The organism is Cysteiniphilum sp., from assembly GCF_057495195.1.
Map to the genome: position 1 here is coordinate 1 of NZ_JBXTEF010000015.1, position 14,593 is coordinate 14,593.

12 protein-coding genes and 1 pseudogene are annotated in these 14,593 nt (G+C 38.6%); 9 read left to right on the forward strand and 4 right to left on the reverse strand.

Annotated elements, in window-relative coordinates:
* Window positions 1-326 precede the first annotated feature (326 nt).
* A complete protein-coding gene (locus ACY10D_RS01545; protein ID WP_486999055.1) occupies window positions 327-638 on the forward strand; it encodes a helix-turn-helix domain-containing protein in 312 nt (103 codons plus the stop codon).
* A gap of 5 nt (window positions 639-643) precedes the next feature.
* Here ACY10D_RS01545 and ACY10D_RS01550 read toward each other — a convergent pair whose 3' ends face one another.
* Entirely contained in the window at window positions 644-883 is a 240-nt protein-coding gene (locus ACY10D_RS01550; RefSeq protein WP_486999056.1) for a hypothetical protein, read from the reverse strand.
* A gap of 108 nt (window positions 884-991) precedes the next feature.
* Window positions 992-1,678 (reverse strand): tRNA (guanosine(46)-N7)-methyltransferase TrmB, encoded by a 687-nt coding sequence (gene trmB, locus ACY10D_RS01555; protein WP_486999057.1) that lies wholly within the window; start codon window positions 1,676-1,678, stop codon window positions 992-994.
* 230 nt (window positions 1,679-1,908) lie between these two features.
* On the opposite strand from trmB, the gene ACY10D_RS01560 reads away from it, so the two are divergent.
* The 8 genes and pseudogenes from ACY10D_RS01560 to ACY10D_RS01595 all read left to right on the forward strand — a co-directional run bounded on the left by ACY10D_RS01560 (window position 1,909) and on the right by ACY10D_RS01595 (window position 12,471).
* On the forward strand, window positions 1,909-3,180 hold the full coding sequence (locus ACY10D_RS01560) for an MFS transporter (protein WP_486999058.1): 1,272 nt from the start codon (window positions 1,909-1,911) through the stop codon (window positions 3,178-3,180).
* A gap of 378 nt (window positions 3,181-3,558) precedes the next feature.
* A pseudogene (locus ACY10D_RS01565) lies at window positions 3,559-4,982 on the forward strand (peptide ABC transporter substrate-binding protein).
* A 117-nt stretch (window positions 4,983-5,099) separates the two neighbouring features.
* Window positions 5,100-6,038, forward strand: coding sequence for an ABC transporter permease (locus ACY10D_RS01570; RefSeq protein ID WP_486999059.1), 939 nt, complete (start codon window positions 5,100-5,102; stop codon window positions 6,036-6,038).
* Window positions 6,039-6,051: 13 nt separating this feature from the next.
* On the forward strand, window positions 6,052-6,987 hold the full coding sequence (locus tag ACY10D_RS01575; RefSeq protein ID WP_203249595.1) for an ABC transporter permease: 936 nt from the start codon (window positions 6,052-6,054) through the stop codon (window positions 6,985-6,987).
* A gap of 9 nt (window positions 6,988-6,996) precedes the next feature.
* Window positions 6,997-7,995, forward strand: coding sequence for an ABC transporter ATP-binding protein (locus ACY10D_RS01580; RefSeq protein WP_486999060.1), 999 nt, complete (start codon window positions 6,997-6,999; stop codon window positions 7,993-7,995).
* Entirely contained in the window at window positions 7,988-8,983 is a 996-nt protein-coding gene (locus ACY10D_RS01585; protein WP_192482849.1) for an ABC transporter ATP-binding protein, read from the forward strand. Before ACY10D_RS01580 ends, ACY10D_RS01585 begins: the two co-directional genes overlap by 8 nt.
* A gap of 29 nt (window positions 8,984-9,012) precedes the next feature.
* Window positions 9,013-10,671, forward strand: coding sequence for a peptide ABC transporter substrate-binding protein (locus tag ACY10D_RS01590; RefSeq protein ID WP_486999061.1), 1,659 nt, complete (start codon window positions 9,013-9,015; stop codon window positions 10,669-10,671).
* A gap of 102 nt (window positions 10,672-10,773) precedes the next feature.
* Window positions 10,774-12,471 (forward strand): peptide ABC transporter substrate-binding protein, encoded by a 1,698-nt coding sequence (locus ACY10D_RS01595; protein ID WP_486999062.1) that lies wholly within the window; start codon window positions 10,774-10,776, stop codon window positions 12,469-12,471.
* A 53-nt stretch (window positions 12,472-12,524) separates the two neighbouring features.
* Here ACY10D_RS01595 and ACY10D_RS01600 read toward each other — a convergent pair whose 3' ends face one another.
* Both ACY10D_RS01600 and ACY10D_RS01605 read right to left on the reverse strand, forming a co-directional pair.
* Window positions 12,525-13,796: a cation:dicarboxylate symporter family transporter gene (locus ACY10D_RS01600; protein ID WP_486999063.1), complete on the reverse strand. Its 1,272-nt coding sequence runs from the start codon at window positions 13,794-13,796 to the stop codon at window positions 12,525-12,527.
* Window positions 13,797-14,017: 221 nt separating this feature from the next.
* Entirely contained in the window at window positions 14,018-14,347 is a 330-nt protein-coding gene (locus ACY10D_RS01605) for a hypothetical protein (RefSeq protein ID WP_486999064.1), read from the reverse strand.
* Window positions 14,348-14,593 lie beyond the last annotated feature (246 nt).

Here is a 14,593-nt window from a genome sequence, read left to right on the forward strand (position 1 = left end):
GTCAGCCTACGGCTGCCACCCCTCTTGCAAAGAGGGAAATTAGGTAGTGTTGATTTTATATTCCCCTCTTTTCAAGAGGGGTGCCGAGCTTTCGAGGCGGGGTGTTGAAATAGGAGAAGTGCATAACTCCGGTTTGTTTATTCCGCTAAAAGCAACCTGTAATATGTGTGCTTTTTAATCCTCTTTGCAACTAAAGCATTTTTTCGTGGTAAAATAATATTTTTTTGGCTGTGACGCTATTGTTATTGGATGCTAAATCAATTAATCTCTTGTTGGATATTAACCAACAGCTAATGAACAAAGTTTCAATATAGGGGGAAACGATTATGGCTGCAACAATGCATTATAAATTGAAACCGGATGAACAATCTGCAGAAACATTTCCATTACGTGAGGTTGTGCGCAAACGCGTGCAGCATTACTACAAAATGGTCTCACAAGAAGGCTTGAATCCTGATGATGTTTATGACTTAATTATGGAAGAAACCGAGTGCCCAATGATTGAAGCAACGATGGACTTCACGGGCGGTAATCAAAGCCGTTCTGCACGCATTCTTGGGCTTAATCGAGGCACTTTCCGTAAGAAGCTTGAGCAATACAGCATGCTTGAAGATGAAGATGAATCACCGCTAAAATAATTTCGTCATTTATTCATTTCCTCATGATCGATAACACGCCCAGTGGTTGTTTTTTTATAAGTGTTAGCGTTGTTATTTAACTCTTCATTTGTATTTTGACTTGCTTTGTTAAGTATATCTTTGATACGTTTTTTAACTATTAAGCCATAAATAACAAAGCATACGCCCAAGAAAAGAAAAAGCGGTAATAACAGTATTACTACAGCAATTAAGAATATCAGCTGTAAAGGGTGTAGTTTTTTCATAGTTTCAATAAGCTCTATTTTTTCAATAGATCAAACTATATGCAAAAAGAGTGGTGAATACTAGGGTTTATAGCGAAATATAGCTATTTCACAAATACTTTTTAAGCGTTATCGTTTATAAACGATAATATCCCATACGCCATGCTCTAGTCGCTGGCCGCGTGCTTCAAATTTGGTCAATGGTCGATGCTCTGGGCGTGGTGCAAAACCGTTGTGCGGGTTTTTAAGTTGAGTATGCTTGGTAAATAGTTCAAGCACTTCATCAGCATAATTCTGCCAATCCGTGGCAAAATGAATAAATCCTGTGGGTTCAAGCTTCTGTAGAATTAAATCAATAAACTCAGGATTAACCAAACGGCGTTTGTGATGACGCTTTTTATGCCATGGATCAGGGAAAAATATTTGCACACCTTGTAACGTATTATCTTTAATCATGTGTTTAAAAACTTCAACGGCATCATGTTGCATTACGCGTAGGTTGTCTAATGTGTTCTCATGAATATGATCTAAGATATTACCAATACCGGGTTCATGGACTTCAATGCCTAGGAAGTTCGTTTGAGGCGCCTCTTTTGCCATGGTGACTAAGCTGTTGCCCATACCAAAACCAATCTCAACAACGAGTGGTTGAGGCGTTTTGTAGTATATATCAAAATTGGTTTCCTCAACTGTGTAAGGAACTTGATAAAGATAAGTGTAATTATCTAATGCACGTTGTTGGCGCATGGTTGTTCTGCCGGCACGCTTAACAAAGCTTTTGACGGTGCGCATAGTGGGTATGCTTTTGTTATCCATTTTAGATGATTTTAATTAATACTTTATATAGAGTAGCTATAGTAAAGTGAGGTTTCAAAAAGTACAAGCCTCAGATAAATGAAAATTTCATATGAAATTCGATCTATGCATACACACTATGCTTCAAGCATATGGTAATTGGAGTAATTAAAATAGATGTGGGTTGACTATCAATGATTGCTAAGGTTAAATAGCACCTCTTTATTATGAAGGCCAAGGAACTTGATCCAATGCGACAGGTATCTCAATCATCTCAGAACATTTCCTATCATTTTTTCTTACAAGCTTATTTATTGATATTCTCAACAGAGGTGTTATTTGCACTGATTAATCCTAGTTATGTACAGTTGTTTTTTGATGAAAAATCACCTTTTTGGTTAAGCATTGGCTCACAGCAACAAGCTGGAATTTACTATGGTGTGTTTTTGTTAGCCGGACAAATAGCAGGAATTATTGCCAATGTCCTATGGGGTGTGGTCTCGGATTATATTGGACGCAAAAAGGTTGCGGTGATATCAATGTTGGCAGTGACAATTACTGGAGTCAGTACCATATTTTCAGCATACTTACATATGATTGTACTATTTATTATTGGCTATGTGCTTGGCCATCTTCTTTACGGTATGTTTCCAGTGGTGATTGCCAGTATTTCAAGTGCGGCACATAACGATAAACGTAAACTGCTATGGGTGGGGTTGTTACAGTTTTTTACGGGACTTGCTTTTGTTATCGGTCCATTTGTCGGTAGTGTGATTATGGCACAAAGTGGCAGCTTCGTTTCACCGTATTATGTTATTGCAATGATATCGATTACTTTGATATTTATTATTTGGTGGTGTTATAAACCACAGAGGTATTATCAGCAACAAAAAGTACAGAGAAATATACCCCTTATGCAGACGATATGGCGATTACTAAAGCAGAAGAAAGTTGCTATTTTGATCGTGCTTTTATTATTAGATCAGTTAGCCTGGGGTATGTATTTTCAGTTTATCCAACCGATTGCTAAACTCAAACTTGGCTTTAATGTTGCCCAAATTGGATTATTGGTTAGCTTTATCGGTTTATCTTTAATGTTATCTGCCTTAATTCTATTGCCGATTTTGCAACGCTTTTTAAGCTATCAGAAGTTGTTTATTATTGCTATTTTGGCAATGCTTGTTGGTGCCTTAGGAGCAATGTTGTTAGCATTATATCCAACCGATCATCAGCTGATGATTTATGTTGTGAGTTTTTTTATGGCATTTGGAGATATGGTGGTTTTTTCATTATTAGTTGTTGGATTTAGCAATGCAGTTGAGATTCGCTATCAGGGATTTATTTCAGGCTTTTTATACACGCTTGCCAAAGGATTTGGCTGGGGTGTATCAGGTGTTTTAGGTGGTGTCTTTATGACAATTAATACAGCTTGGTCGATGGGGTTTGCGAGTTTATGTCTGCTCGGGCTTTTAATTGTTTTTGTCAAGAATCATCAGGTTATTAGTAATGACGATAATTATTGAAGTAGATGCTTAAACAAATAATTGACTGTGTTTTGATCTTGCTTAAGGCTTGGGTAATAATTTTACAAAATATCATATATTTTTCGTGACATCTTCTTTTAAAAGTTATAACTTAATTTCGTAGGTAGTGAATTTTATTCCTGGGGAGGAAATATGAAACAGGTCAAATTAATACCCTCGTTATTATTGTCAGCGCTTTTTATTGCAGGATGTGGCGGCAGTAACTCACAAACGTCAAGTAAATCATCAGATCAGTTTGCGCCCAAAGGTAAAGATACTTTCGTTCGTGCAAATGCGGCTGAGCCTGATTCATTAGATCCGGCACATGCTCAAGATGTTTACTCAGCAAATATCATGTACGATATTGGTGAAGGTTTGATGTCCGAGAATCAAAAAAATGAACCAGTTCCTGGTGTTGCTAAGTCTTACAAGGTATCAAAAGATGGCTTAAGCTATACCTTTTATTTGCGAGATAATGCCAAATGGTCTAATGGCAACCGGTTACGGCGGAAGACTTTGCTTATGCATTGAAACGTGCAGTTAATCCACAAACCGCATCAGAGATGGCGTATAAGCTTGCACCAATTCAAAATGCTCAAGCAATTATGGATGGTAAAAAGCCAGTATCTAGCTTAGGTGTTAAGGTAATTAATGCGCATGAAATTCAAATAACACTGGATTATCCTGTTTATTATTTCCTAAGTATTATGGCGGATCCTGTAACTTATCCAGTTTATAAAGCAGGTGTCGAGCAATATGGTAAAGGATTTTTCCGAGCAGGCAAGCTTATAAGCAATGGCCCTTATGAGTTAAAAGAATGGGTGCCTAATGGCTATGTTCTTGTGACGAAAAATCCATATTACTGGGATGCAAAGGGCGTTAAAATTCAAAATGTGAAGTTTTTACCTATTGTGGATCGAAGTTCTGCATTAAATGCCTATGCATCAGGCCAGGTAGATTATGTACAATATGTGCCAACGGTAAGTTTAGATATACTTAAAAATCGTTATGGTGCAGAGCTACAAAGCACACCATGGCTCACGTTGGATTATCTCGACTTCAATATGACAAAGCCTCCTTTTAAGGGTAATAAAGATTTACGTGAGGCTTTATCTTTGGCTATTGATCGCGTGGCTTTAGCCAAAAATGTGGTTAATGATGGTAGTGTGGCAGCCTATAGCTTATTCCCAGCAGATATTGATGGTGGGCGTTATAAAGATGTTACCTATGCTTGGCATGATTGGTCCAAAGAAAAGCGCTTAGCTTTGGCAAAAGAATTATACAAAAAGGCGGGTTACTCAGTGGATAATCCATTAGTCGTTTCTTTGGATTATAATACAGATGGTCGCTTAAAGAAATTAATGGAAGCGATTAGTCAAATGTGGGCGCAGAATCTAGGGGTTAAAGTTAATTTGGCAAACTCGGAGTTCAAAGTATTTTTGAAGCTACGCCAATCGCATAGCTATGACGGTGTTGCTCGTGATGGTTGGGTCGCAGACTTTAATGCAATAGATAACTTTGCCAATATGTGGATGTGTACTAACCCACAAAATAATGCCGGATACTGCAATACAGAATATGACAAGTTGATTACACAAGGGCAAAAGCAATTAACAGCAGATGCCGCTGTCCCATATTATACAAAAGCGTTGCAGATGATGCAGAATGATTATCCAAGTACACCACTCATCGTGCAGCCAGTAACTCACCTTGTGAAGCCTTATATAGCTGGCTATAACATTCAAAATAATCACTTGGATCATTTGTATGACAAATGGTTATCATTTAAATATCGAGCATAAGCATATAAATAGACTATGACGCTATTGTGTTTATTATCCTAAATACATACGATAGCCGTGTAGGAAATACGCGTTTATTTGTTTATTAAGGTGCGTTAAAATAACAAGGGAGAAATGATGTTTGGTTATATTATTCGACGCTTAGGTGGTGCCATTCCCACACTATTTGTGGTGGTGCTTATTAGCTTTTTGATGGTGCATATGACACCAGGTGATCCATTTGCAACAGAGCGTGCTTTGCCACCTGAAGTCTTGAAGCAGTTGCACCATCAATATCATTTAGATTTGCCTTTGTGGAAGCAGTTTTTTTACTATATTAATGATTTACTACATGGTAATTTGGGTTATTCCTATAAATACCAAGGACAGTCTATCAATCAATTGGTTTTCCCTGATGGTGGGCAAGGTGGTTTTTGGGTGTCAGTGCAGTTGGGTATTTTTAGTATTATTTTGGCAAGTATTTTTGGCATTATTTTTGGCATTTTTTCCGCGCTAACACGTAACACAAAGTTGAGCTTTGTCGATCATATTATTGGTGTTATTGCGATGCTTTTCATCTCAACACCGATTGTGGTGACAGCTCCCTTAGCCGTACTTATTTTTGCAGTGATTTTAGGCTTATTTCCAGCAGGTGGCTGGGGAAGTTGGAATGACTTAGTTTTACCGGTTGTTGTTTTGGCAATTCCTTATATTGCGATTATCACGCAAATCACAAGAAGTAGCTTGATTGAGATATTAAGCTCGCCATTTATTCGTACGGCAAAAGCCAAAGGGCTTTCAATGCCGCGCATTGTTTGGAAGCATGCTTTAAAGCCATCATTAATGCCTGTGGTATCATTCTTAGGCCCTGCAGTGGCTGGGATCTTAACAGGATCAGTGGTCGTTGAAACAGTATTTACCATTCCTGGTATTGGCGTGCAAGTGGTGCAAGGGGCAACAAACCGCGATTACAATCTAGTATTAGCATTAACTATTATCTATAGCTTATTAGTGATCTTATTTAACTTGGTCGTTGATATTGTTTATGCCTTTTTAGATCCAAAAATTCGTTATTAGAGAGAGGTGAAAAATGGCAAAGAGTTTCACAATTGAACAAAAAAAGAAGAATGCAAACTTCCTAGAAGAGGTTGCCAATACCTCGCATGAACAAGCCTTTAAAGGTCGCAGTTTATACTATGATGCATGGATGCGTTTTAAGAAAAATAAAATTGCGATGATCAGTCTTGTCATATTACTGTTGATTGTTTTGGCAGTAGTCATATTACCGTGGGTTTCACCGTATACTTATGCCTATCAAAACTTGCTTGAAGTCTATCAAGCACCTAGTGCCACTCATTGGTTTGGCACGGATAGTTTAGGACGTGATGTCTTTACACGAGTGATGGTTGGTGGGCGCGTGACCCTTGAGATTGGCTTGGTAGCGACACTAGTCAGTGTGATTATTGGTACATTAGTTGGTGCTACTGCTGGGTTTTTTGGTGGGAAAATCGATAACATTCTCATGCGTATTGTTGATGTGCTTTATGGCTTACCTTTTATGTTTTTTGCCATTTTGTTGGTGACTTTATTTGGTAGAAACTTTGTATTGGTATTTATTGCCATTGGTGCGGTCAGTTGGTTGGATATGGCGCGTGTCGTGCGTGGACAGACGTTAGGTTTAAAAAGCAAAGAATTTATCGAAGCGGCTTATGTTTGTGGTGTCAGTGAAAGAGTGATTATCACACGTCACATTGTTAGAAACCTTATTGGTATCATTGCTGTGTATATTACGCTAACGGTACCAGTTGTCATTATGACGGCGGCATTCTTAAGCTTCTTAGGTCTGGGTGTTCAACCACCAATGACTGACTGGGGTGGACTGATTAGTGATGGCGTACAAGTGATTGCCTTTAATTATTGGTGGGTATTGGTGATTCCGTCGATTTTCTTAACGGTCACCTTACTATGCTTTAATTTCGTCGGTAATGGTTTACGAGATGCGCTTGATCCGCGCGAGCATCGCTAGGAGAGAAATATGTCACTATTAGAAGTAAAAGACTTAGAAGTAAAATTTAAAACCAATGATGGATTGGTTAGTGCGGTTAATAAAATTAACTTTAGTTTAGATCAAGGTGAAACCTTAGGAATTGTTGGTGAATCAGGCTCTGGCAAAAGCCAAACGGTATTGGCATTGATGGGACTATCGGCATCTAATGCCGTGATTTCAGGTTCTGCTAAATTTAATGGCAAAGAGTTGGTAGGTATGCCAACAAATGAATTAAATAAGATCCGAGGTGATCAAATATCAATGATTTTCCAGGACCCTATGACCTCACTGAATCCTTATATTACGGTTGAAAAACAATTATCAGAGACATTGATGATTCATCGCAATTGCTCAAAATCTGATGCAGCTAAAAAAGCCATAGAGATGCTTGATGCAGTACATATTCCAGATGCTAAGAATCGTGTAAAGCTCTACCCACATGAGTTTTCAGGTGGTATGCGTCAACGGGTGATGATCGCAATGGCGTTAATGTGCCGTCCAAAACTTTTGATCGCTGATGAGCCGACAACGGCATTAGATGTAACGGTGCAAGCACAGATTCTAAAGCTATTAAAAGAGCTGCAAAATGAGTTTCATATGGCAACGATCTTAATTACGCATGATATAGGTGTCGTTGCTGGGGCTTGTGATCGTGTAATGGTAATGTATGGTGGATCGCCTGTGGAGTCGGCGAATATTGATGATTTATTTAAGCACAATCATCATCCGTATACCAAAGGCTTAATGGCAGCTACACCACGTGTTGATATCCCAAGTGCACGTTTGCAAGCAATTCCTGGAGAGCCACCTGATTTATCTAATTTGCCACAGGGTTGCGCTTTTCAACCACGTTGTGATTTTGCATTGCAAAATTGTTTGACGCATAAACCAAAGCTTGAGAATTATGTGAAAAATGCAAAAGATAATAGCCATTTAGTCGCATGCTTTTATGCCAAACAACAAATGGAGGCAATGAACCATGCTTAGTAATGAGACTGTTTTAAATATAGAAAATCTGAAAGTTCATTTTCCACTGAAGAAATCATGGCCTTGGCAAGAAACGCGCTTTGTTAAAGCGGTGGATGGCGTGTCATTTGATGTTAAGAAAGGTGAAACCTTAGGTATCGTGGGAGAATCAGGTTGTGGTAAATCAACATTGATTCGCGCGGTGGTTGGCTTAGTCAATGCAACAGAGGGTAAAGTGGTATGGGCAGGTAAAGACTTAACCGCATTGAAACATAAAAAATCATGGCAGCCGGTTAGAAAAGAGATTCAAATGATATTTCAGGATCCATTTGCTTCCCTTAATCCACGCATTACCATTGGTAATATCATTGCTGAACCATTAAAAGTGCATGAACCTAAGCTATCAAAAGAAGAGCGGCGCAAGCGTGTTGAAGAGATGATGCGTATGGTTGGCTTATCGCCAAAACATATCAACCGCTATCCCCATCAATTCTCTGGTGGACAGTGTCAGCGCGTGGGTATTGCGCGTGCGTTAATTTTGAAGCCATCAATTTTGGTATGTGACGAACCTGTTAGTGCATTGGATGTATCGATTCAAGCGCAAGTAGTGAATTTATTAAAAGAATTACAACAGACACTAGGCTTGACGATTTTATTTATTGCGCACAACTTGAGTGTGGTTAAGCATATTTCAGATCGCATTATGGTGATGTATTTAGGCAATTTAATGGAAGTTGGTGAATCAAAAGCGTTATGTGATTATCCGACACACCCTTATACCAAAGCGTTATTATCAGCGGTACCGTTGCCTGATCCAGTACTTGAGCGTGAGAAAAAAATTCAGATTTTGGAGGGAGACTTACCTTCACCGATTAATCCACCATCCGGTTGTGTATTTCGTACGCGTTGCCCACAGGCGGATGAAACATGTTCCAAAGACAAACCGCAGTTATATACGTTGTCAGATGAGCGTAAAGCAGCATGTATAAAATTACACGTTAAACAGTAAAATTTAAGATAAGGAGTGCAATAGTTAATATGAATGGATCAAAAAAGATATTAGTATTGGGTTTAACATTGGCATTGGCTGCATTGTCTGGTTGTGGAGGGAGTAACACGCAAACGAGAGATTCAGATAGAGCACCAAAAGGTAAAGATACCTTGATTGTTGGGGTGGGTACTGGCGTGCCAACCTTAGATCCACAACTTGTTAATGATACAACTTCAGGGCGTGTTGTCGATGATCTTTTTGAAGGGTTAACCTCAGAAAATCAGTCAAATAAAGCGGTTCCAGGTGTGGCCAAATCGTGGGATATATCTAAAGATGGTACCGTATATACCTTTCACTTACGCGATAATGCTAAATGGTCAAATGGTAAACCAGTCACTGCTGAGGATTTCGTTTTCTCATTAAGGCGTGCTGTAACACCTGAAACAGCTGCACCTAATAACACCATGCTTAATGTGATCAAAGGCGCACAAGCGATTATGGATAATAAGGCAAAAGCCGATACTTTGGGCGTTAAAGCATTAGATGATTCTACACTTCAAATTACCCTAGCGCACCCTTTGGCATACTTTCCAGCAATTTTAGCAAATCCAGTGGCTTATCCTGTCTATCCTCCATTAGTTAAAGAGGATCCAAAAGGTTGGGCACAAGCGGGTAAGATGATTAGCAATGGCGCTTATGAGCTTAAAGAGTGGATTCCAAATGGACATATTTTAGCACTTAAAAACCCGAACTATTGGGATGCGTCAAATGTTAAAATCGATAAAGTTCGCTATCTACCAATTAATAACCCAACGGATGAGCTTAATCGTTATAAGGCAGGACAGATGGATATCACTTGGACATTGCCCGATGGATTAAGTGCTGAGCAGTATCGCCAACAGTTTGGCTCACAATTTGTTGATGTCACACAATTAGGTGCATATTACTATTGGTTTAATACCAATGCCAAAGGCGTTGATAAACTGGAAGTGCGTAAAGCACTAACAATGACAGTCAATCGCAAGGCAATTATTGATGCTATTTTGAAAATGGGGCAAACGCCTTTATATAGCATTGTGCCACAAGGTATCCAAGGTGGTATTTATGATAATGTCTATAAAGATGTGCCAAGCTATAGCTGGGTCAATAAACCGATGGCAGAACGCGATCAAATTGCCAAAGGTCTATTAGAGAAAGCAGGGTACTCTGATACAAATCCATTGAATTTGACAATTAGCTATAACACATTGCCAACACATCAGAAAATTGCTGAAGCGATTACGCAAATGTGGAAGCAGGCTTTTGGTGGTATGGTGAGTGTTAAAGTGCAAAATGAAGAGTGGAAGGTTTATCTGCAAACCTTACAACAGCAAAACTACCAAATTGGACGTTTTGCATGGATTGCCGATTTTAATGCAGCGAGTAATTTTGTTGATATGTTTTTATGTAATAGCCCAAATAATAATGCAGGATTCTGTAACAAAACATTAGATAAAGAATATCAGTTGGGTATGTATGCACCAACACAAGCACAATTTGATTCGCATATGAAAAAAGCGATTGAGATTGCGATGGCGGGGTATTACTCTTTGCCATTATATAATTACACATATTATCGTTTGGTAAAACCATATATTGGTGGCTATGATCCAGAAAATAACCATATGGATCATGTGTACTCAAAGTGGATGTATTTTAAAAAGTAAAATTTATATTAGGATTTGTAATGAGTGAAATAGCAAAGATAAATAAAAAGAAAAAAGAGGTTTTTATAGGCTAAACAACAACCAATCATGAGGGAGGAAGATATGAAAATCAAAAAACTACTGCTATGCATGTCGCTAGGTGCTATGGCTGTGACGATGAGTGCATGCTCAAAATCACAGAAAGCAAAAGACGACAGTGGACAAGCAGCAACGACAACACAGCAGCAAGCATCACAAAAAGACCAAGTCTTAACGGTTGGTGTTGGTGCTGCTGTACCAACACTTGATTCAGGGATTTTATCTGATGTCAGTTCAATGCGTGTTGTGAATGACTTATATGAAGGTTTGGTGATGCTTAACCAAAAAGATGAAATTGTGCCTGGTGTTGCTAAATCTTGGGATATCTCAGCAGATGGCAAAACCTATACATTTCATTTGCGTCATGATGCTAAGTGGTCAAATGGTGATCCAGTGACTGCTGAGAATTTTGTCTATGCATTTAGACGAAACTTAAACCCCGAAGTACCTAATGTCTTTAATACGATGTTTGAGGCAATCGTTGGTGCACCAGCTATTATTAATGGCAAGTCAAAAGATTTCACAACGCTCGGTGTAAAAGCTTTAGATGACTATACCTTGCAAATTAGTTTGTCACATCCACAGCCTTATTTCGTGCAGTTAATGCTATTAACGTCAAGTTACCCCTTACATCAAGCAGAAATTGAAAAGTATGGTAAAGGCTGGGCGCAACCAGGTAAAATGATCACCAATGGCGCTTATATGCTTAAAGAATGGATTCCAAATGGCCACTTGCTTGCGGTCAAAAATCCGCATTATTGGGATAAAAAAGATGTGGCTATTGAAACAGTCAAATATTTACCAATCGTTGATTTATCAACTGAATATGCACAATTCCAATCCGGTAATTTAGATATGACTTGGGATGTGCCAAATGGTCAAAATATTGAATATTATGCCAAGAAATATGGCGATCAATTACAGCATAATACAATGCTTGGCAATGAGTACTTTTGGTTTAACTTTAAGAATCCTGATTTTGCCAAGGTCGATGTACGTAAAGCGTTAACCATTGTTGTTGATCGTAAGGCGCTGGTTGAGAATGTCACGAAAAAAGGTGAAACGCCATCGTATAGTGTATTACCAGATGGTGTTCAAGGTGGTTTATACAAAGACCTTTATAAAACCATGCCAAGTTATAACTGGGTAAGTCAAGATATGCAAACACGCCAAAAAGAGGCTAGAGCATTGCTTGAAAAAGCAGGTTATTCAGCAGAGCACCCGCTAAAATTTACACTGACATATGACACGTCGCCGTGGAAAAAATCATTTGTGCTTGCTGTGGTTGGCATGTGGCAACAAGCGTTTGGTAATCTCATCGATATATCATTGGAAAATCAAGAGTGGAAAGTCTTTTTACAAACCATGGATAAGCATCAATTTGATATTGGTCTTTTGGATTGGAAGGCGGATTATAATGATGCTAGTGACTGGGTTGAATTGATTACATGTGGCAGTGGTAACAACTATGGTCAATCGTGCAATCAGGAAGTAACGGAAAACTTTAGAAAGGCAGTCAGTCAAAAAGATGAGCAAGCTGAGATCCCTTATATGACCAAGGCGATAAAAGCGGCGATGAATGATTATATTATTCTGCCACTTTATAATTATTCGTATAATCACTTAATGAGCAAACGTATCGCTGGCTTCACTGCGAAAAATGATCATATGAATATGATTCAATCAAAGTGGTTGTATTTTAAAGAAGATAAGAAGAGTTAATAAACGGTTTTGTAGGGGCATATTGCATACGCCCCTAGTTGCTTAGGTTTTTCTTATATTTTAGTTGTTCTATCAGTAATCACAGCTGTTGTCATCACGCCATTGACATTAGTGGCAGTGCGTCCCATATCAATAATCGGGTCAACGCCTTGCACAAGTGCGATAATATTAAATGGTAACCCAAGCGTTGCAAAGGTAACACCTGCTGCAATAAAGGCGGTTCCTGGAATGCCCGAGACACCCAATGAAGCAATCATATTAATCGCACCGACTAACAGGATGATTTGCCAAGTAATTGGCTCACCCATAATTGTTAAGGTCATGACAACAAGCATTGCCGGATAAATACCCGCGCAAGCATTCATACCGATTGTAGCACCTATGCTTGGTGTGAAGTTTGAAACACTTTCAGAGAGCTTTAAGCGATTGCCTAAGGCATCCATGGTTACCGGTAATGTGCCAAAGCTTGAACGTGTGGTAAAGGCAACCAGTAATGCACGCCAAACATTTTTATAATAATGAATTGGATTAACACCACTTAAGGTAATCAATATAGTATGCATAATAATAACAATAAGCATGGCAATATACATTGCAGCAATAAAGTTGATCATCTGCATCAAGGTTGTTAATCCATGATCAAGTGTCATTTGTGTCATCAATGCAAACACACCATAAGGTGTCAGAGCGATAATCATATTGGCAAGCTTTTTAGCAACAAAGAATGCTGAGTGAATAAAGCTAATAAAAGGGGCAGCGATTTCTTTTTCCTGTTGATGAAGCTTTAATGTAGCAAAGCCAATCAAAGCGGCAAAAATAACCACGGCAATGACATTGTTATCTGCCATTGCCGTCACTGGATTGCTCGGTAACATGCCGGTAATCGTATCCACAAGATTATGTGATTCAGGAGTGTTTAAAGCACCAGAGAATGACATGCCAAAGCCAATATGCATCCATGAGCCAACCAGTCCGCCAATAACTGCACTAATACCAGTAAGAATCAGAATAATAACAACCGCTTTTGTCACCATTTTAATCAGATAAGATCCTTGATGATGACGTAGATTAACAATTGCATGGATAATTGCGGTTAACACCAGTGGGATAATTAACATCTTAAGTAAGCTAATATAAGTATCACTGACTAGATTTAGCAGGCTATGCAGGGTGTGATAACCACTGCTTTGATTTAATAGTCGCAAAACAATACCAAAGACAACACCAATGACTAAAGAGGCGACTGCACGAATGTTAAAACTGATTTTATAAAATTGTGCCAATGCTAATAGGATTAATATCAGCAGGAAAATGGTTGTGATCACGTAGCGGGCTCCGTATTTTTTGTAAAATGATAAAGATAATTATTAGATAATAATAGGCGAGTTGCTGGACGATAGCAAAACAAACAGCCGATATATTATTTATTAACTGTATAAGAAAAACTGATTAATGAGATGAGTTAGTTATATGTGGTATCGATTGCTTGTTTAGCTTGACGATAGCGTTTGAAATTTCTCCTTTAACTCGTTTTACTTAATGCTAGTTAGTTTGCTAAGCCATTGGGTGCGCTTAATATTTCAAATACTAAAGAGGTGTGGCGATCAGCAGAGTAGTCAGCAAACCAATCATCATAGGGGTAAGCATAGCCGCGAAAAGCATTGGCATGAATATTACTAACATAACTGGAGTTGGCGCCAGTTGTACATGTTGCCGGTGTGCCATAATTACCAACACAACCATATTGGTTAAAAATATCGGATGTTGGGCCAAAGGCGACACTAGCAACAGATCGTGGACTATAGCAACCCGCAAAGCTTGATGATGATGTTGCAACAAAATTGGTACTGTTGAATTGTGATTGTTGGGCTTTCATGCCACTATCAATAGTTTGGCATAATTGCTCAAGTGAAATATTTAATGGGTTCAAAGTAGATGCAGGGATTTGTTCATCAAAATAAGATACTGCTTGTGTGGTATTACCTAGTGCGAAATCATAGGTAAAGTAAGTTCCCGCTTGAGGGTAGAAGTTATAACGTGTGTTATATGTGAATCAAGGTTTAAATTATGCACAGTATTTTTGTGCCAGCAACTCAAATGCTGCACATAGCCTTCCAAATAC

Bases quoted from the DNA above. Each gene is read 5' to 3' on its own strand.
- ACY10D_RS01585 (WP_192482849.1), top strand. From the start codon at position 7,988: ATGCTTAGTAATGAGACTGTTTTAAATATAGAAAATCTGAAAGTTCAT.
- ACY10D_RS01595 (WP_486999062.1), top strand. From the start codon at position 10,774: ATGAAAATCAAAAAACTACTGCTATGCATGTCGCTAGGTGCTATGGCT.
- ACY10D_RS01545 (WP_486999055.1), top strand. From the start codon at position 327: ATGGCTGCAACAATGCATTATAAATTGAAACCGGATGAACAATCTGCA.
- ACY10D_RS01580 (WP_486999060.1), top strand. From the start codon at position 6,997: ATGTCACTATTAGAAGTAAAAGACTTAGAAGTAAAATTTAAAACCAAT.
- ACY10D_RS01550 (WP_486999056.1), bottom strand. From the start codon at position 883: ATGAAAAAACTACACCCTTTACAGCTGATATTCTTAATTGCTGTAGTA.
- ACY10D_RS01570 (WP_486999059.1), top strand. From the start codon at position 5,100: ATGTTTGGTTATATTATTCGACGCTTAGGTGGTGCCATTCCCACACTA.
- trmB (WP_486999057.1), bottom strand. From the start codon at position 1,678: ATGGATAACAAAAGCATACCCACTATGCGCACCGTCAAAAGCTTTGTT.
- ACY10D_RS01590 (WP_486999061.1), top strand. From the start codon at position 9,013: ATGAATGGATCAAAAAAGATATTAGTATTGGGTTTAACATTGGCATTG.
- ACY10D_RS01605 (WP_486999064.1), bottom strand. From the start codon at position 14,347: ATGAAAGCCCAACAATCACAATTCAACAGTACCAATTTTGTTGCAACA.
- ACY10D_RS01560 (WP_486999058.1), top strand. From the start codon at position 1,909: ATGCGACAGGTATCTCAATCATCTCAGAACATTTCCTATCATTTTTTC.
- ACY10D_RS01575 (WP_203249595.1), top strand. From the start codon at position 6,052: ATGGCAAAGAGTTTCACAATTGAACAAAAAAAGAAGAATGCAAACTTC.